This is a genomic window from Geodermatophilus sp. DSM 45219 (genome assembly GCF_900104025.1).
GTDB lineage: Bacteria > Actinomycetota > Actinomycetes > Mycobacteriales > Geodermatophilaceae > Geodermatophilus.
Genome location: NZ_FNIQ01000003.1, coordinates 688,892 through 705,732, shown reverse-complemented (window position 1 = coordinate 705,732; position 16,841 = coordinate 688,892). Strand labels below are relative to the sequence as shown.

Here is a 16,841-nt window from a genome sequence, read left to right as displayed (position 1 = left end):
TCCAGTGTGCGCCCCTTTGCTTGATTGTTCAAGTATCCGACAGCAGCGAGCGGGTACGGCCCCGACGTGGACGACGCACCCGTCACGGTCCGGGTCGCCCCCGAGCTGGTCTTCCTGCTGCGGCCGCGGGACCGGCCGGCCCGGGAGCGCCGGCTCGGGCACGACGCCGACGCGACGGTCGGCCACGTCGTCCAGGCGGCGGGGGTGCCGCTGACCGAGGCCGGGGGGCTGCGGCTGGACGGCGTCCCGACGGTGGTGGGCGCGCGGCCGGGCCCGGGTTCCGTGGTGGCGGTGGCCGCCGTCCCCCGGCCGCAGCCGGTGCCCCGCGGCGGGTTCCTGCTGGACGTCGGCCTCGGGACGCTGGCCCGCCGGCTGCGGCTGCTCGGCCTGGACGCGGCCTGGTCGAACGACGCGGACGACGCCGACCTCGCGGCCCGGGCCGCCGCGGAGGAGCGTGTCCTGCTCACCCAGGACCGCGGGCTGCTCATGCGGCGGGGCGTGGGCGGCGCCCTGGTGCGCGGCAGCCGGCCCGACGACCAGCTGGCCGACGTCCTCGACCGGTTCGCGCCGTCCCTCGCGCCGCTGACCCGGTGCACCGCCTGCGGCGGCCGCCTGGAGGCCGTTCCCACGGCGGAGGTCGCCGACCGGCTGCCGCCCGGGACGCGGCGGACCTTCGACGAGTTCTCCCGCTGCGTGGCGTGTGCCCACGTCTACTGGCACGGTGCGCACGCCCGCCGGATCGAGGCGCTGGTGGCGCGACACAGGTGAGGCTCACTTCGGCCCCCGGGGGCCACGGGCTGGCCCCGGTGTGACACCGGCGGCGGGCAGTCCAGGAGCGACCACCCTCCGCTCCACCGCTGCGAGGCCGCCGTGTACCTGTCGAAGACCGAGGCCGCCGTCCTGCCGACCACGCTGGTCGGCACCCCGAGACGGCCCCCGCAGCCCACCGGCCGGCGCCGCACCTGGCCGCTGCTGGGCCCGGCCTTCGTCGCCGCGGTCGCCTACGTGGACCCGGGCAACTTCGCCACCAACTTCTCCGGCGGCGCGGCCTTCGGCTACACGCTGCTGTGGGTGATCGTCGCGGCGAACCTCATGGCGATGCTCATCCAGTCGCTGACCGCGAAACTGGGCCTGGCCACCGGCCGCGACCTGGCGACCAACTGCCGCGAGCGGTTGCCCCGCCCGGTCACCTGGGGGCTGTGGCTGCAGGCCGAGGCGGTCGCCATCGCCACCGACCTGGCCGAGATCGTCGGCGGTGCGGTCGCGCTCAACCTGCTCTTCGGCGTCCCGCTGCCGATCGGCGGGCTGATCACCGCCGTCGTCGCCTTCCTGCTGCTGGCCGCGCAGTCCCGCGGGCACCGGCCCTTCGAGCGGGTCATCACCGGGTTGCTGCTGGTCATCGGCCTCGGGTTCGGCTACACGCTGGTCGGCTCGGGGGTGGACGTGGGTGGGCTGGCCGGCGGCCTGGTGCCCTCGTTCGCCGGCCCGGACAGCCTGGTGCTGGCCGCCGGCATCCTCGGCGCGACGGTGATGCCGCACGTCATCTACGTGCACTCCGCGCTGACGCCGGGCCGCTACGGCGACGTCGTCACCGCGGGGCGCACCCACGAGGGACGGCGCCGGCTGCTGCGGGCCCAGCGGCTCGACGTCCTGCTGGCCATGGGCCTGGCCGGGCTGGTCAACGCCTCGATGCTGATCATCGCCGCGCAACTGTTCACCGGTGGGGAGGACGCGAGCTCGCTGGAGGGCGTGCACGCGGGGCTCGGCGAGCAACTGGGCGCGGGGGCCGCGCTCGCCTTCGCCCTCGCCCTGCTCGCGTCGGGGTTCGCGTCGTCGTCGGTCGGCACGCACGCCGGCCAGGTGGTCATGGCCGGCTTCCTGCGCCGGCACATCCCGGTGCTGGCCCGACGGCTGATCACCCTGGCCCCGGCACTCCTCGTGCTCGGGCTCGGGGGTGACCCGACGACCGCGCTGGTCTGGTCGCAGGTGGTGCTCAGCTTCGGCATCCCGTTCGCCCTGGTGCCGCTGCTGTGGCTGACCAGCCGGCGCGACCTCATGGGCGGCTGGGTGAACCGGCGGGTCACCACGGTCGCCGGGGCGGTGGTGGCGACGCTGATCATCGGCCTGAACGGCCACCTGCTGCTGGGCTTCGTCCTCTGAGGCCCGGCACCGCGCATCCGGTGGTGCATAGCATCAGGTGCGTCCGCACCACGCTGAGCATCGACGACGACGTCCTCGTCGCCGTCCGCGAGCGGGCCCGCCGGGAACGGCGGACCGCGGGAGAGGTGCTCTCGGACCTCGCCCGCCAGGCCCTGACCGGCGGGCACCGCTCGGCCGAGCCCGCACCAGGGCGGCACGGCTTCTCTCCCCCGCCCCGCCGCGGCCCGGCCGTGTCGAACGCGCTGATCGACAGGCTGCGCGACGACGAGGGCGAGTGAGCCGAGCCCTCCTCGACGTGAACGTCCTGCTGGCTCTGCTGGACAGCGACCACGTCGACCACGAGCGCGCCGGCGAGTGGTTGGACGCCGAGCTGGACACCGGATGGGCGTCCTGCCCCATCACGGAGAACGGCTTCGTGCGGATCATCAGCCAGCCCCGGTACCCCAGCCCGGTGACCCCAGCGCAGGCGGTCGCGCTGCTCTCGGCGGCCCGGGAGACCCCGCACCACGCGATCTGGCCCTGCGACGTGAGCCTCCTCGACCCACAGGTCGTCGACCGCTCACGCCTGCACGGCTCCCGGCAGGTGGCCGACGCCTTCTCCTCGCCCTGGCGGTGGCGCACGACGGGCGGTTCGTGACCTTCGACCAGTCGCTGGCCCTGACGACGGTGCACGGTGCGACGGCGGAGCACCTCACCGTCCTGTGACCCGGCCGGCGGGGGCCGTCTCCGTCCCGGCGGCGTTCCCGCGGGGACGTCAGGCGGGTTCGGGCACCCCGCCCGGGTCACCGCCGGGGTCGTCGGGGGTGGGCTCGATCGGCGGCGGCGGCAGCGGCTCCGGCGCGTCGGGGAGCAGCTCACCCGGGTCGTCCGGCACCGGCTCGGTCGGATCGATGATCGGGTCCGGCTCGGGGATCGGGGCGACCATGGGGTGAGTCAACCAGCGCGGCGTCTCTCGTGCGGCGCGCTCCCCGGGCCCGGCCTCGGCGCCGACCGGGGCAGGGGGCGCTCCTCGGCCCGTCGAGACCTGCGAGCTCGTGGCCATCAGCCCACGATCACCACGAGTCCGCAGGTCTCGACGCGTCAGCCCGGGAAGGCCCGCCAAGCGGCGTCGAAGAAGCCGATCTCGAGCTGCATCGCCCGCCGGTACGCCGTCCGCACCACCGGTACGTCGGAAGCGTGCCGGTCGAGCAGCCGCTCCAGCGTGGCGGCCAGCTCCTCGAACCCCGGGTCGGCGTAGGTGGTGACCCACTCGGCGTAGTCCCCGGCGCGCCCGGCCGACAGCGACCGGCCCAGGTGCGCGTAGAGCCGCATGCACGGGGTCATCGCCGCGCAGGTCGCGCCCACCCCGCCCAGGGACGCCGTCGCCAGCAGGAAGTCGGTGTAGGCGGTGGTCGCCGGCAGCGGCTCGACGCCGGCCAGGTCGATGCCCCAGCGCTCGGCGTAGCCCGCGTGCAGCCGCAGCTCCTCGCGGACGCCGGCCAGCAGGTCGGCGAACGCGTCGAGGGTCGCCCGGTCGGGGCTGTGCGCGACCCCGAGCGCGTAGGCGCGAGCGAAGGACTCGAGGAAGAACGCGTCCTGGGCGATGTAGCCGGCGAAGGCCGCGCGGGGCAGCGTGCCGTCACCGATCCCCGCGACGAACGGCGAGGCCAGCGCCTCGGCGGCGAGGTCGGCGTTGGCCGCCCAGAGGTCGGCCGAGAGCGTCACGCCGCGGCCTCCATCGCCATGCCCCAGAAGGCCACCTCGGCCGCGACCACCTCGGTGAACACGGCGTCGGCGTCGGGCGCCGGGACGCCGTCCGCGGCCGTCTCCAGCCCCGCGACGTAGCCCGCGAACCCCGGCTGGGTCCAGTGCTCGATGAACCCGCGGTACTCCGGCGCCCCGGGCCGCGCGGCCGACCAGGCGTCGAGGTAGGTCCGCTCGATGGTCCACAGCGCGGTCAGCGCCGTCCCGACGTCGGCGGCGTCCAGCCGCTCCAGCAGGCCGGCGTACGCGGCGGTGGCCGGCAGCGCCGCCGCCCCGAGGTCCAGCCCGCGGACGGCGGCCTGCTCCTCGAACCAGGACAGCTCGTCGACCAGCGCGACCAGACCACCGGCGAGGACGGCCTGCGCCGGCCGGGGCGCGCGGGCCAGCAGCCGCGCCTGGAAGGCCAGCAGGTCGGACACGAAGCGGGCGTCCTGCACCAGCCAGGTGTCGAAGGCGGCGACCGGGACCGTCCCGTCGCGGACGGCGTCCAGGAACGGGTGGCGGGTCGCCGCCCGCCAGGCGTCGGGGTGGCGGGACAGCAGCTCGGCGACCGGCACGGCGGGGACCGTACGCGTCGGGTCTACTGTGGTCACAGCCATGTGCGGGAGCTCGGGCGAACCGGGCTGAGAGGGCGACTGGACGCGTCGCCGACCGCTGGAACCTGACCGGGTAATGCCGGCGTAGGGAGCAGCCATGAGCACCTCCGACGTCCGTACCGGCGCGCCTGCCGGGGACGCGCCCCTCACCCTCACCGAGGCCCCCGCCCCGGTCCTCGGCCTGCGCGACGCCTTCGGGCTGTGGGCCAACCTCGGCGTCAGCCTGCTGCTGCCGGTCGCCGCCGTCTTCGTCGTCCTCCCCGGGCAGCCGCTGTCGACGACGCTCGGCGCGATCGTCGTCGGCGCGGTCGTCGGGGCCACCCTGCTCGGGCTGGGCGCCGCGGCCGGCGCGCGCGAGCGGGTGCCCACGATGGTGCTGCTGCGCGGGCTGCTCGGCCGGCACGCCTCGGCCCTGCCCACCGTGATCAACCTCGTGCAGTGCATCGGCTGGGCGACCTTCGAGATCGTGGTCATCGCCGAGGCGGCGTCCCGGGTGCTCGGCGCGCCGCGCTGGCCGTTCGTGCTGGCCGCGGGCGTGCTGGCCACCGCGATGGCGCTGCGCCCGCTGGGCGTGGCCCGGGTGCTCGCGCGCTACGCGATCTGGGCGGCGCTGGCCGCGCTGGTCTACCTGTTCGTCAACGTGCTGGCCGAGCCGTTGCCGCCGCTCACCGAGGGCGCGGCGACGTCGTTCTGGACGGCGGCCGACATCGTCATCGCCCTGCCGGTCTCCTGGTTCCCGCTGGTCGCCGACTACACCCGGCACGTGCGCAGCGGCCGGGCGGCGTTCACCGGCGCGGCGGCCGGCTACGGCCTGGCGACCATCGTGATGTTCACGCTGGGCGTCGTCGCGCTGGCCGCCTACGGCAGCGCCGGGTTCGACGTCATCGACGCGCTGCTCGCCGTCCCGCTGGGCGCCCTGGCCGTGCTCGTGCTGGTCTCCGTCGAGCTGGACGAGGCCTTCGCCAACGTCTACTCGACCGCGGTGTCGGCGCAGAACATCGTCGCCCGGGCCGACCGCCGGGTGCTCGCCGTCGTCGTGGGCGCGGTCGCCACGCTGCTCGCGCTGACCTTCGACATCGCCGCCTACGAGCCGTTCCTGTTCCTCATCGGCGCGGTGTTCGTGCCGCTGGTCGGCGTCTTCGTCGTGGCCTACTACTCCACGCCCCGCGGCGCCTGGGACACCTCCGACACCGCCCCCGCCCGGCCGGTGTTCCTGCTGCCGTGGGTCGCGGGCTTCCTCGCCTACCAGCTGACGCTCCCGACCTTCTTCGCCGGACCCGGCGCCGGCTGGACGGCGTGGTGGACCGCCCGGCAGGCCGACCTGGGCATCGACCCGGCCAACGGCTGGTCGGCGTCCCTGGTCGGCCTGGCCGTCGCGGTGTCGATCACCGCGCTGATCTGCCTGCCCGGGAGGCTCCGCGCGCGGAGGGGGACGGCGGCATGACCGACGTCGCGGTCGCCGGCGGGGGGCTCATCGGGCTGGCGACGGCCTGGCGGGCGGCCCGGCGCGGCCTGTCGGTGACCGTGGTCGACGACTCCCCGGGCACCGGCGCGTCGGCGGCCGCCGCCGGGATGCTCGCCCCGGTCACCGAGGCCGGCTACCGCGAGGAGGCGCTGCTGCGGCTGGGCCTGGCTTCGGTGCAGCGCTGGCCGGCCTTCGCCGCGGACGTCGAGGCGGCGAGCGGGACGCCGATCGGCCTGCGCACCGCCGGCACCCTCGTGGTCGGCTTCGACGAGGACGACGTCCGCGAGCTGACCGCGCTGCACGCCTTCCAGACCGAGCTGGGCCTGGCCGCCGAGCGGCTGACCCCGCGCGAGTCGCGCCGCCGCGAGCCCTCGCTCACCCCGCGGGTGCGCGGCGGGCTGCTCGTGGCCGGCGACCACTCCGTCGACGGCCGGGCGCTGCACGCCGCGCTGCTCGTCGCCGCGCAGGCCGCCGGCGTGCGCCTGGTGCGCGACCGGGTCACCGAGCTGCGCGTCGTCGGTGGCCGGGCGGTGGGGCTGGAGACGGCGGACGGCGGTGCGCTGGCGGCCGGCACCGTCGTCCTGGCGCTCGGCGCGCACAGCGGGCGGCTGCCCGGGGTGCCACCGCTGCCGGTGCGCCCGGTCAAGGGCCAGATCCTGCGGCTGGCCGGGGCGAGCGACCTGCTGGAGGGCACGGTGCGCGCGCTGGTCCGCGGCCGGCAGGTCTACCTGGTGCCCTACGCGGGCGACCGGTTGATCGTCGGCGCGACGACGGAGGACCGCGGCTTCGACCCGACCGTCACCGCCGGTGGGGTGCACGACCTGCTGCACGACGCGATCGACGTCGTCCCCGGGATCAGCGAGCTGGAGCTGGTCGAGACGCTGGCCCGCTGGCGGCCGGGCACCCCCGACAACGCCCCGCTGCTCGGCCCCGGCCCGCTGCCCGGCCTGGTGCTGGCCACCGGGCACCACCGCAACGGCGTGCTGCTCACCCCGGTCACCGCCGAGGTGACCGCCGAGCTGCTGGCCACCGGCACGCTGCCCGAGCTGGCCGCCCCGTTCACCGCCGACCGATTCGGGAGGTAGCCCTCATGCAGGTCACCGTCAACGGCGCGGCCACCGAGCTGGCCGCGGACGCCACCGTGGCCGACCTGGTCGCCGCCCGCAGCGGCGGGCACGACCGGGTCGCGGTGGCGCTCAACGGGGACGTCGTCCCCCGCAGCAGCTGGCCGGGCACCCGGCTCTCCCCCGGCGACACCCTCGAGGTCCTCGCGCCCACCGCAGGAGGCTGACCCAATGACCACGTCCGCCCCCGCCCCCGCCCTCGCCCGCGAGGAGGCGGCCGACCCGTTCACCATCGCCGGCGAGACCTTCACCTCCCGGCTGCTGCTCGGCACCGGCGGCGTCCCCAGCCTGGAGACCCTCGAGGCGGCCGTGCGCGCCTCGGGCACCCAGCTGGTGACGGTGGCGCTGCGCCGGGTCGAGGCGTCCGCCAGCGCGTCGATGCTCGGGGTGCTCGACCGCTGCGGGGTGCGGCTGCTGCCCAACACCGCCGGCTGCCGGACCGCCCGCGAGGCGGTGCTCACCGCGCGGCTGGCCCGCGAGGCGTTCGGCACCCCCTGGGTCAAGCTCGAGGTGATCGGCGACGAGGTCACCCTGCTGCCCGACGCCGTCGAGCTGCTGGACGCCGCCGAGCAGCTGGTCGCCGACGGCTTCACGGTGCTCGCCTACACCACCGACGACCCGGTCCTCGGCCGCCGGCTGGCCGACGCCGGGTGCGCCGCGGTGATGCCGCTCGGCTCGCCGATCGGCAGCGGGCTGGGCATCCGGAACCCGCACAACATCGCGCTGCTCCGCGAGGGCGTCGACGTCCCGGTGGTCCTGGACGCCGGCATCGGCACCGCCTCGGACGCCGCCCTGGCGATGGAGCTGGGCTGCGACGCCGTCCTGCTGGCCTCGGCCGTGACCCGCGCCCGCGACCCCGAGCGGATGGCGCTGGCCATGCGGCAGGCCGTCGAGGGCGGGCGGCTGGCCAAGCTCGCCGGGCGCATCCCGCGGCGCTGGCACGCCGAGGCCTCGACGTCCTTCGAGGGCCTGCCGGAGCTGTGAACCGGCCGCGGCTGGTCGTCGTCACCGACCGGACGCAGGCCGCCGGCCCGCTGCCCGGCGTCGTGGCGGAGGCGGTCGCCGCCGGCGCCCGGGCCGTCCTCCTCCGCGACAGGGACCTCACGGGAGGCGAGCGCGCCGCCCTCGCCGTCGAGCTGCGGGCGGTGCTCGACCCGGTGGGCGGGCTGCTGGTCACCGCGGGCGGGGACGGCGGCGCTGCCGTCCACCTGGCGGCGGCCGAGCCGTTCCCCGAGCCGCGCCCGGCGCTGGTCGGCCGCTCCTGCCACTCCGCCGCCGAGCTGACCCGGGCGCGGGCCGAGGGCTGCGACTGGGCCTTCCTCTCCCCCGTCTTCCCGACCGCGTCCAAGCCCGGCTACGGCCCGGCCCTCGGCGTCGACGGGTTCGCCGCGCTGGCACCCCTCGGGCCCCCGGCGTACGCGCTGGGCGGGGTCGGCCCGGACGACGTCCCGGCGCTGCTCGCGGCCGGGGCGGCCGGGGTGGCGGTGATGGGCCCGGTCATGCGCGACCCCTCCGTCGTCCGCGCGTACCTGGCCGCGCTGGACGGCTGACCCCCGGGCGCCCCCGATCGGGTGTGACTCCGGTCTCATCACGTTTGGAACGGCTCCGGTGAACCCATACGCAGGTGTTCGGCTCGCCCGCGAGCCGTCGGTCGGTCACGCCCGCCGGGCGATGGACCCAGGTCCGCCTCCGGGCGGGACGAGCAGGTGAAGGGGACCAGGGGCGTGAGAGGCGAGACGGCCCGCGTGATCTGGCCGTCGGCACGTCCCCCGGCGGCGCCCGAGCGCTACGCCTGGGACCTCGGGACCGTGGCCGAGCTGCCCGACGTCCGCGCCGAGCTGCGCACCCAGCTCTGCGCTCCGCACCTCGCCGACCTGCGCGACCGGCTGGTCCTGGCGCTCGACGAGATGGCCTCGAACGCCCTGCGGCACGGCGGCGGCGCCGTCCGCGCCTCCGTGCGCCTGCTCGGCGACGCCTGGCTGATCGAGGTCCGCGACGGCGCGCCCGACACCCCGCCGTCCCCCGCGATCGACCGCGACCCGAGCGAGGGCGGTCTCGGGCTCTACCTGATCGCCGAGCTCGCCACCGACCACGGCTGGTACTGCACCGACGGCGCCAAGCACGTCTGGGCCCTCCTGCGATGACCTCGTCGGCCTACCGGCCGACACCGCGGTCACGTGGCGTTCCCCTGCCGCGCTGAGCGCCGCCGTCGCCCTGCGGGTGGAGGCGGATCGCGACCAGGGCGATGTCGTCCTGCAGGCGCTCCGGGCGCAGCCGCTCGATGACCGCGTCGCAGAGCTGCTCCAGCGGCTGGTCACCGAGGTCGGCCAGGGCGTCGCGCAGCCGGCCGATGCCCTCGTCCAACGGCAGGTCACGGCCCTCGACCAGCCCGTCGGTGTAGAGCAGCAGGGTCGCCCCGCGACGCACGGTCACCTCGTGCTCCCCCCGCGCCGCGGCCGGGTCGACGCCCAGCATGAGGTCGGGCCGCCCGGCCTCCAGCGCCTCCACCCGCCCGTCGGTGTGCAGCACCAGCGGCGGCGGGTGCCCGGCGTTCGACCAGCGCAGGGTGGTCAGCCCGGCGTCCCGCTGCTCGGGGGTCTGCTCGACCCGCGCGACCGCGGCGGTCGCCATCGTGCTCATGCCCAGCCCCCGCACCGCGGCGTCGAGGTCGCTGAGCACCTGCGCCGGACCGATCCCGTCGCGGTAGGCGATGCCCCGCAACAGCCCGCGCAGCTGCCCCATGGCCGCGGCGGCCTCGGTGTCGTGCCCGACGACGTCGCCGATCACCAGCACCGTCGCCCCGGAGGGCTGCACGAACGCGTCGTACCAGTCGCCGCCGACCTCGGCGACCTCCACCGCGGGCCGGTACCGGACGGCGATCTCCGCCGAGTCCGGCGCCGGCGGGGCGGTCAGCAGGCTGCGCTGCAGACCCTCGGCCAGCCGGCGCTGCTGCTCGTAGAGGCGGGCGTTGTCCAGCGCCAGGGCGACGCGGGCCGCGACCTCCTGGGCGGCGGCGACGTCGTCCTCGTCGGCGGCCAGGCGGCCCGCCGAGCGGTAGATGCTCAACGCCCCGAGCGTGCGTCCGCGGGCGGCCATCGGCAGCGTCACCGCCGTCCGCGGGTCCAGGGTCCAGAACACGTCGCTGACCTCGCCCGGCGGCAGGGTGCGGCCGACGGTCGCCCCGACGTCGGCGACGCCCAGCGTCCGGCCCGAGGCCAGCGCCCGCAGGATCGGCGCGTCCGGCGGCAGTGCGGCCAGCCGCAGCTGGGCGTAGCGCGCGACCGTCGCCCGCAGCGCCGGGTCGCGGTGCCAGCTGCCGACGTCGCGCATCCGGCCGTCGGGGCCGGCGAGGCTGACGATCACCCAGTCCCCCAGCACGGGGACGACGGACTCCGCGAGCCGCTGCAGCGCGGCGTCCTCCCCCGCCCCGGAGTCCAGCGTCCCGCCGGTCACCGCGCCGGCCTCCGCGACGAGGGCGAGCCGGGCAGCGGCGGCCCGGGCCCGCTCCTCGGCGGCGCGGCGCTCGGTGACGTCGAGGAAGTAGACCGACAACCCGTCGGGGCCCGGCCACGCGCGCACCTCGTACCACGCGTCCAGCGGCGGCGGGTAGTACGCCTCGAAGACCCGCTCCCGCCCGGTCGCGGCAGCGCCGCGGTAGTGCGCCTCGAAGTCGCTGCCCACGGCGGCGGGGAACAGCTCCCAGATGTCGCCGCCGAGCAGTTCCCCGCGCGGGCGTGCGAGCACCCGCTCGGCCTCGCCGTTGACGTAGCTGAACCGCCACTCGCGGTCCAGGGCGAAGAAGGCGGCGTTCATCGACTCCAGCACCCGGGCGACGCGGGCGTCGGTCTGCCGGTGCTCGGTGGTGTCGTAGCCCGCGCCCAGCAGCCGGACGGCGGTCCCCCGCTCGTCGGCGAGCGTCCGGCCGCGGCCCTGCACCCAGCGGGTCTCCCCGGTGGGCAGCACCACCCGGAACTCGGCGTCGTACTCCCCGCGGGTCTCGATCGCCTCCTGGAGCGCGCCGAGCGTGCGGGCGGCGTCGGCGGGGTGGATGCGGTCGGCGAAGGCGTCGATCGTGCCGGGCCAGGTGGACCGGTCGTAGCCGAAGACCTCCAGCATCCGGTCGTCCCAGTCCAGCCGGCCGGAGACCAGGTCCCAGTCGAAACCGCCGATCCCGGCGGCGTCGATGGCCAGGTCGAACCGCAGGCGGGTCGCCTCGGCGTCCCGGTCCGGGCCCCCGGCACCGGCCGGCGTCCGCTCCGGGCTCACGGTCGGCTCACTCGCATCCTCGGGAGGTGTCGGGCACGGCGGGACCGGGCCGTCGGCGCTGCCCGGCTCTCCGCACCGGCAGGCAACGTCCCTTTCTCTCATGCTCCGGCGCTCTCCGGCCACTCGGTGTGCCGAGCGCGACACGCCCGGTTGCGCGGGTCCCGCCCCCGGGGGCAGGGGAGGCGGGACCCGCGGACGCCGGCCGCGCCACCGGGTGGCGCGGGGCTCCATGGACGACAACGACGCGGTGCCGCTGCGGATACGGGACGTGGTGCAGGAGGGGCGGGAGGGACGTGCAGGACCGCCGACGGCGGGCGCTCCCCGGACCGGGGGGCGCCCGCCGTGGGCGGTGGGAGGGACGGCGGTGCCGTGCGGGGTGCCCGTCCTGCGGCGCACTGACCCGGAGCGTGCCCGGGCGGGTCTCCTGCGGTCGACTCCCGGACCGGTGGGCGGCTCCCGCAGCGCCGGCCAGGTCGGTGCCGGTCAGAGACCCGGGGGACGGGTACCGGCGCGGACCTGTCGTCCCCGGTGACGGGACCCGTCGCCGACACCCGTGCCGCGCTGCGGTCGCCGCCTCCCTGGAGGGTCCGCACGCTGCGTTCGAGGGACGCAGTCGGCGGGGGGTCGAGGCGGGGACCGGTGGAGCAGCGACGTCTGGGGCGGCGGGAGGACTCCCGTCGGAGGGACAGCCAGGGCGGTGCGGGGTCGGTCGGGAGGAGCGGGGACCTGCCGGGACTCGGTCGCGGTCCCCGTGGCGAGCGGGGAGCGGCGGCCGGGGCCGGAGGCGGTGCGGGGGACGGCGTCCGCAGCGGGTGCCGTGGGAGGACGGGGTCCTTTCTCAGCCGGGTGGCTGTCCCCGTGCCGGAGGGGGCCGCGGGTCGCCGCGCGACCGGGCCGGCGCGGACGCCCGGGCTGCTCCCGGCTGGCGGCTCCCCTGCGCGGTCCTCGGTGCGGGGGCAGGCCGCGGTGCCGGCAGCTGCCGGGCGAGCGGGGCGACCACCGGGACGCGGGGGGAGCCGGCCGGCCGGGGAGACCGGGCCGGACGGAGCGCCGCGGCGGGGGAAGGCGCCGCGGGCTGGATCGTGGGGGTGCTGGGCAGCTCGGTGAGCAGCACCGGGCCGTCGGGGCGCTGAGCCGGCGCCGCGGGAGCCGGGCGGCCCCACGCGAGGTGGGCGCCGTCGGGTCCGGCACCCCACATCGCCAGCCGGCGGACCAGGCGGCGCACCCGGGTCCGCAGGCCCGGACGGGGCGCGGGCGCCGGAGCGGGCGCGGTCCAGCCCGGGACCGCGGCCGGCGCCGGCACGGGGGTCACCGGACGGGGGCGCTGGGCCGGCACGGGGACCGGGCGGACGGCGGCGCGCGGGCGGGCCACGGCGGCGCGGTGCACGACCGCGCGGCGGGGACGGTGCCCGGCGCGGACCGGCAGCGGCTCGGCCCGGTCCAGCACGTCGAGCAGGCCGCTGAGGGTCAGGTCGTCCGTCGTGTGCGGCGGGCTCGGGAGCAGTGCCCGGTCGTTCGCCATGACGTCCTCCTGTCTGTCGTGCCGCGGTGCCGTGTGCTGCGGACAACGAGAAAGGTAGGGACGGCGGCCCTGCGCGACGGGCTCCTGCGACACCCGCTGGAGGGCGCGTGACCGAACCGTTGTGACGCTGCCCCGCGGGGTCCGGTGACCCTCCTCGGCGGGCGCCCCCTTGTCGACAAGCCGTGCCGTCCCGAGCGTGGAACGCCCAGATCAGGGGCCCGGTCACCCCGGGACGCGGCTCGGCGCGCCCGCGTGTCGGGCTCCTCACGCATGGTTTGCGGGCGCGCGGCGCGGAGCAGGACCCCCGGGTGAGCACCCCGACCGCGCCCGCCGCCGAGGAGCCCGACACCCGGCTGCGCCGGGCCGTCACCGGGAAGCTGCTCTTCCTGTTCATCCTGGGCGACGTCCTCGGCGCCGGCGTCTACGCGCTGGCCGGCTCGGTGGCCGCGGAGGTCGGCGGCGCGATCTGGGTGCCGCTGCTGCTCGCGCTCGTGCTGGCCCTGCTCACCGCAGCGTCCTACGCCGAGCTGGCCACCAAGTACCCGCGCGCCGGCGGATCGGCGGTCTACGCCGAGCGGGCGTTCCGGCAGCCGGTGGTCGCCTTCCTCGTGGGCTTCTGCATGCTCGCCGCCGGGGTGACCAGCGCGGCGGGGCTGGCGCTGGCCTTCTCGGGCGACTACCTGGGCGTCTTCCTCGACGTGCCCGCCGCGCCGGCCGCGCTGGTGTTCCTGCTGCTGGTCGGGCTGCTCAACGCCCGCGGCATCAAGGAGTCCCTGGGCGCCAACGTCGTGATGACGCTGGTCGAGGTGTCCGGGCTGGTGCTCGTCGTCGTCCTCGGCGCGCTGGTGCTGGGCCGTGGGGACGGCGACCTGGGCCGCACGGTGGAGTTCGCGCCCGGGGTCGCCCCGGCCTCGGCGGTGCTGGCCGGCGCGCTGCTCGCCTACTACTCCTTCGTCGGCTTCGAGACCTCGGCCAACCTGGTCGAGGAGGTGCGGGACGTGCGCCGGGTCTACCCGCGGGCGCTGTTCGGCTCGCTGCTGGCCGCCGGCGCGGTCTACGTGCTGGTCGGGCTGGCGGCGTCGGTGGTGCTGTCACCGGACGAGCTCGCCGCCTCCTCCGGCCCGCTGCTGGAGGTGGTGCGCGCCGCGGACGCCGGCGTCCCCGACCGGCTGTTCAGCGCCGTCGCGCTCGTCGCGGTGGCCAACGGCGCGCTGCTCACGATGATCATGGCCAGCCGGATGGCCTACGGGATGGCCGAGCAGCGGCTGCTGCCCGCCGTCCTGGGCCGGGTGCTGCCGCACCGGCGGACGCCGTGGGTGGCCATCGCCGTCACCACGGCGGTGGCGATGGCGCTCACGCTGGTCGGTGACCTCACCACCCTGGCCAACACGGTGGTACTGCTGCTGCTGTTCGTCTTCCTCAGCACGAACACCGCGGTGCTGGTGCTGCGCCGCGACCCCGTCGAGGCCGCCCACTACCGCGCCCCCACGGTGCTGCCGGTGCTCGGCATCGCCTCCTGCCTGCTGCTGCTCTGGCAGCAGGAGGCGCGGGTGTGGGGCATCGCCGGGCTGCTGCTGCTCGGCGGGGTGGTGCTGTACGCCGTCACCCGGCTGGTCGACCGGCGCCCGAGCGCCGCGGAGGGCGCCCGGCGCGGCTGACAGGATCGGGCCCGTGGCGACCCCCCTCGTGATCGACACCGACCCCGGAATCGACGACGCCCTGGCGATCCTGCTGGCGCTGGCCAGCCCGGAGGTCGACCTGCGCCTGGTCACCACGGTGCACGGCAACGTGGAGCTGGCGCAGACCACGCAGAACGCGCTGCGGGTGCTGCACCTGGCCGGGCGGTCCGACGTCCCGGTGGCCGCCGGTGCCCGCGAGTCGCTGGTCTACCGCCAGCCCGAGCGCGCCGGCCACGTGCACGGCGAGGCCGGCCTGGGCGGGGTGAAGCTCGAGCCCTCTCCGGCCGTCCCGGACGCGCGCCCGGCCGTGGTCGTGCTCGCCGAGCTGCTCATGGCCGCCGAGGAGCCGGTGACCGTGGCCGCGATCGGCCCCTGGACGAACATCGCGCTGCTGCTGGCCACCCATCCCGAGGCCGCCGAGCGGATCGGCCGGCTGGTGCTCATGGGCGGCTCGGCGGCGCGGGGCGGCAACGTGACCGCGGCCGCCGAGTTCAACGTGTGGGCCGACCCGGAGGCCGCGCAGCGCGTGCTGGGCTCCGCCGTCCCCACCGTGCTGGTCGGCCTGGACGTCACGCTGCCCACGGTCCTGGACGACGACGGCGTCGCCCGCTTCGCCGCCGCCGGGCCGGTCGGGGCGACCGCCGCGGCGGTGCTGCAGCAGTACCTCGACCACGCCCGGACCACCTACGGCACCACCGGCGTCGTGCTGCACGACGCGCTGGCGCTGACCGAGGCGATCGCGCCGGGCACGCTGGGCACCGTGCGGCGGGACGTCGTCGTCGACACCACCCTGGGCGCCGGCCGCGGGCAGACGCTGGTCGACCGGCGCGCCGTGTCGGGGTCCCCCACCGCGGTGGACGTGGCCGAGACCGTCGACAGCGCGGCCGCGGTGGAGTTCCTGGTGGCCCGGCTGGAGGCGCTGGCCCGCTCGCGGCTCTAGCGCTGGCCCGCGACGGACGCCACGACGCCGGCGGCGATGTCCCGCAGCTTGCGGTTGTAGCGCTGCGAGGCCTCGCGCAGGACCTCGAACGCCTGCTCCGGGCTCAGCTTCTGCTGGGCCATGAGCACGCCCTTGGCCTGCTCGATGACCGCGCGGGACTCCATCGCCAGCCGCAGGTTGCGGGCGTGCTCCACGACCCGGTCGTGCGCGTCGGCGTTCAGGACGGCGATCGCGACCGCCTCCGCCACGGCGGTCGCCACCTCCTCCGACTCCGCGGATGCGAACGCCGCCGGCCTGGTGGAGTAGACGTTGAGCGCACCGAGCGTGCTGCCCTGGTAGGGCAGGGGCACCGACAGCGAGCTGCGCACGCCGACCCCCTGCACCCGGGCGGTGTAGTCCGGCCAGCGCTCCTCGGTGCGCATGTCGTCGACCCGGAGGACCACGCCGGCCCGCCCGGCGTCCATGCAGGGCCCGTAGCCGCGCTCGTACTGCAACTCGTCGGCGGCCAGCGCCATCTCCCCCGTGTGCGCGGCCGTGAAGGCCCGGTCGCCGCGGACGAGGGTGATCGAGGTGGACTCCGCGCCGGGGATGCTGCGGGCCGCGATGTCGGTGACCTCGCCGAGGACGTCGTCGAGGCCCCGCTCGGCCAGCACCACCCGGCTCAGGTCACGCCACAGCTCCTGCACGCGGCCAGTGTGCCCGGTGACCACGAACTCCCGGCAGGTCGACGCCGTCCGGGGGCCGCCGCTGCGGGAAACGGCCCTTTCGGTCAGGATGGGGGCGGGCCGGCCGTGGATCCACGCCGGTCCCGACGCCCAGCGACGGCGGAGGAGGTTGCCTTGGGCCAGGAGCCGTGGCCGCACGTGCCCGTCCCCTCCATAGCCGGCGACGTGTGGCACTGGCAGCTCGAGGTCATGCACGTCGTCTCCCGGGTGCGGGCCGATCTCCGTGCCCGGATCGCGCACCCCTCGGTCTGCTCCACGTCGACCGACGACGCGCGCGACGGGCTGCTGCTGGTCTTCGAGGAACTGGCCTCCAACGCGCTGCGGCACGGCGGCGGCGCGGTGCGCGCGCTCGTCGTCGCGGGCACCGACGGCTGGCTGCTCGACCTCAGCGACGAGGCGCCCGACCGGCCCCCGGTGCCCGCCGTCGACCGCGACCCGGCCCTCGGCGGCATGGGGCTGCACCTGGTCGCCCAGCTGTCCGAGCGCTACGGCTGGGAGCAGCGTCCCGGCCGCAAGCACGTCTGGGCCCTGCTGCCCAACGGGCTCGCTCCCCTGGAGACGGGCCAGGTGCCGGAGCCGCGCGCCGGGGAGTGCCACCGGCACGACTGAGCGGTGACATCG

The 16,841-nt window shown here is 76.7% G+C and carries 19 protein-coding genes and 1 riboswitch; of the genes, 13 read left to right on the top strand and 6 right to left on the bottom strand.

The genetic code is table 11. The features are described 5' to 3' along the window. Window positions 1-66: 66 nt before the first annotated feature. The 4 genes from BLR12_RS12395 (at window position 67) to BLR12_RS12380 (ending at window position 2,797) form a co-directional block, all read left to right on the top strand. Window positions 67-768 (top strand): Mut7-C RNAse domain-containing protein, encoded by a 702-nt coding sequence (locus BLR12_RS12395; protein ID WP_091378151.1) that lies wholly within the window; start codon window positions 67-69, stop codon window positions 766-768. 102 nt (window positions 769-870) lie between these two features. Then, window positions 871-2,160 carry an Nramp family divalent metal transporter gene (locus BLR12_RS12390; RefSeq protein WP_091378150.1) on the top strand — a complete coding sequence of 430 codons (1,290 nt, stop codon included), beginning with the start codon at window positions 871-873 and terminating at the stop codon, window positions 2,158-2,160. 23 nt (window positions 2,161-2,183) lie between these two features. Beyond that, window positions 2,184-2,438 carry a hypothetical protein gene (locus BLR12_RS12385; protein WP_218120637.1) on the top strand — a complete coding sequence of 85 codons (255 nt, stop codon included), beginning with the start codon at window positions 2,184-2,186 and terminating at the stop codon, window positions 2,436-2,438. Beyond that, a complete protein-coding gene (locus tag BLR12_RS12380) occupies window positions 2,435-2,797 on the top strand; it encodes a TA system VapC family ribonuclease toxin (protein ID WP_218120636.1) in 363 nt (120 codons plus the stop codon). Before BLR12_RS12385 ends, BLR12_RS12380 begins: the two co-directional genes overlap by 4 nt. Window positions 2,798-2,914: 117 nt before the next feature. On the opposite strand, the gene BLR12_RS12375 is transcribed toward BLR12_RS12380, so the two are convergent. The 3 genes from BLR12_RS12375 to BLR12_RS12365 form a co-directional block, all read right to left on the bottom strand. Continuing rightward, window positions 2,915-3,085, bottom strand: coding sequence for a hypothetical protein (locus tag BLR12_RS12375; protein WP_176832477.1), 171 nt, complete (start codon window positions 3,083-3,085; stop codon window positions 2,915-2,917). A 155-nt stretch (window positions 3,086-3,240) separates the two neighbouring features. Next, window positions 3,241-3,864, bottom strand: a complete 624-nt coding sequence (locus BLR12_RS12370; RefSeq protein ID WP_091378145.1) for a TenA family protein — start codon at window positions 3,862-3,864, stop codon at window positions 3,241-3,243. Next, window positions 3,861-4,460 carry a thiaminase II/PqqC family protein gene (locus BLR12_RS12365; RefSeq protein ID WP_091378143.1) on the bottom strand — a complete coding sequence of 200 codons (600 nt, stop codon included), beginning with the start codon at window positions 4,458-4,460 and terminating at the stop codon, window positions 3,861-3,863. The genes BLR12_RS12370 and BLR12_RS12365 overlap by 4 nt, the downstream gene beginning before the upstream one ends. Window positions 4,461-4,494: 34 nt before the next feature. Further along, a riboswitch (TPP riboswitch) is annotated at window positions 4,495-4,607 on the top strand. On the opposite strand from BLR12_RS12365, the gene BLR12_RS12360 reads away from it, so the two are divergent. The 6 genes from BLR12_RS12360 (at window position 4,597) to BLR12_RS12335 (ending at window position 9,232) form a co-directional block, all read left to right on the top strand. Further along, window positions 4,597-5,943, top strand: coding sequence for a purine-cytosine permease family protein (locus BLR12_RS12360; RefSeq protein WP_091378140.1), 1,347 nt, complete (start codon window positions 4,597-4,599; stop codon window positions 5,941-5,943). Its footprint overlaps the riboswitch before it by 11 nt. Continuing rightward, on the top strand, window positions 5,940-7,049 hold the full coding sequence (thiO, locus tag BLR12_RS12355; protein WP_091378138.1) for a glycine oxidase ThiO: 1,110 nt from the start codon (window positions 5,940-5,942) through the stop codon (window positions 7,047-7,049). Before BLR12_RS12360 ends, thiO begins: the two co-directional genes overlap by 4 nt. A gap of 5 nt (window positions 7,050-7,054) precedes the next feature. Beyond that, complete coding sequence (gene thiS, locus BLR12_RS12350) at window positions 7,055-7,255, top strand: sulfur carrier protein ThiS (protein WP_091378136.1); 201 nt, start codon at window positions 7,055-7,057, stop codon at window positions 7,253-7,255. 4 nt (window positions 7,256-7,259) lie between these two features. Continuing rightward, window positions 7,260-8,072 carry a thiazole synthase gene (locus BLR12_RS12345; RefSeq protein WP_091378133.1) on the top strand — a complete coding sequence of 271 codons (813 nt, stop codon included), beginning with the start codon at window positions 7,260-7,262 and terminating at the stop codon, window positions 8,070-8,072. After that, window positions 8,069-8,638, top strand: coding sequence for a thiamine phosphate synthase (locus tag BLR12_RS12340; protein WP_091378131.1), 570 nt, complete (start codon window positions 8,069-8,071; stop codon window positions 8,636-8,638). Before BLR12_RS12345 ends, BLR12_RS12340 begins: the two co-directional genes overlap by 4 nt. A 174-nt stretch (window positions 8,639-8,812) precedes the next feature. Next, window positions 8,813-9,232 carry an ATP-binding protein gene (locus tag BLR12_RS12335; RefSeq protein ID WP_091378128.1) on the top strand — a complete coding sequence of 140 codons (420 nt, stop codon included), beginning with the start codon at window positions 8,813-8,815 and terminating at the stop codon, window positions 9,230-9,232. Between the two features lie 10 nt (window positions 9,233-9,242). Here the strand turns inward: BLR12_RS12335 and BLR12_RS12330 are convergent, their stop codons facing one another. Then, window positions 9,243-11,354, bottom strand: coding sequence for a SpoIIE family protein phosphatase (locus BLR12_RS12330; protein WP_091378125.1), 2,112 nt, complete (start codon window positions 11,352-11,354; stop codon window positions 9,243-9,245). 838 nt (window positions 11,355-12,192) lie between these two features. After that, complete coding sequence (locus BLR12_RS12325; protein ID WP_091378123.1) at window positions 12,193-12,876, bottom strand: hypothetical protein; 684 nt, start codon at window positions 12,874-12,876, stop codon at window positions 12,193-12,195. Window positions 12,877-13,184: 308 nt separating this feature from the next. Here BLR12_RS12325 and BLR12_RS12320 point away from each other — a divergent pair, with 308 nt between their 5' ends. Continuing rightward, complete coding sequence (locus tag BLR12_RS12320; protein ID WP_091378120.1) at window positions 13,185-14,534, top strand: APC family permease; 1,350 nt, start codon at window positions 13,185-13,187, stop codon at window positions 14,532-14,534. A gap of 13 nt (window positions 14,535-14,547) precedes the next feature. Then, a complete protein-coding gene (locus BLR12_RS12315; RefSeq protein WP_091378117.1) occupies window positions 14,548-15,495 on the top strand; it encodes a nucleoside hydrolase in 948 nt (315 codons plus the stop codon). On the opposite strand, the gene BLR12_RS12310 is transcribed toward BLR12_RS12315, so the two are convergent. After that, window positions 15,492-16,181, bottom strand: coding sequence for a GAF and ANTAR domain-containing protein (locus BLR12_RS12310; RefSeq protein ID WP_255363454.1), 690 nt, complete (start codon window positions 16,179-16,181; stop codon window positions 15,492-15,494). The two genes, BLR12_RS12315 and BLR12_RS12310, sit on opposite strands and share 4 nt — an antisense overlap. A 153-nt stretch (window positions 16,182-16,334) precedes the next feature. Between BLR12_RS12310 and BLR12_RS12305 the strand changes: the two genes are divergently transcribed. Next, complete coding sequence (locus tag BLR12_RS12305; RefSeq protein ID WP_255363453.1) at window positions 16,335-16,829, top strand: ATP-binding protein; 495 nt, start codon at window positions 16,335-16,337, stop codon at window positions 16,827-16,829. Window positions 16,830-16,841: the final 12 nt, after the last annotated feature.

Bases quoted from the DNA above. Each gene is read 5' to 3' on its own strand.
- BLR12_RS12375 (WP_176832477.1), bottom strand. From the start codon at position 3,085: ATGGTCGCCCCGATCCCCGAGCCGGACCCGATCATCGATCCGACCGAG.
- BLR12_RS12360 (WP_091378140.1), top strand. From the start codon at position 4,597: ATGAGCACCTCCGACGTCCGTACCGGCGCGCCTGCCGGGGACGCGCCC.
- thiO (WP_091378138.1), top strand. From the start codon at position 5,940: ATGACCGACGTCGCGGTCGCCGGCGGGGGGCTCATCGGGCTGGCGACG.
- thiS (WP_091378136.1), top strand. From the start codon at position 7,055: ATGCAGGTCACCGTCAACGGCGCGGCCACCGAGCTGGCCGCGGACGCC.
- BLR12_RS12345 (WP_091378133.1), top strand. From the start codon at position 7,260: ATGACCACGTCCGCCCCCGCCCCCGCCCTCGCCCGCGAGGAGGCGGCC.
- BLR12_RS12325 (WP_091378123.1), bottom strand. From the start codon at position 12,876: ATGGCGAACGACCGGGCACTGCTCCCGAGCCCGCCGCACACGACGGAC.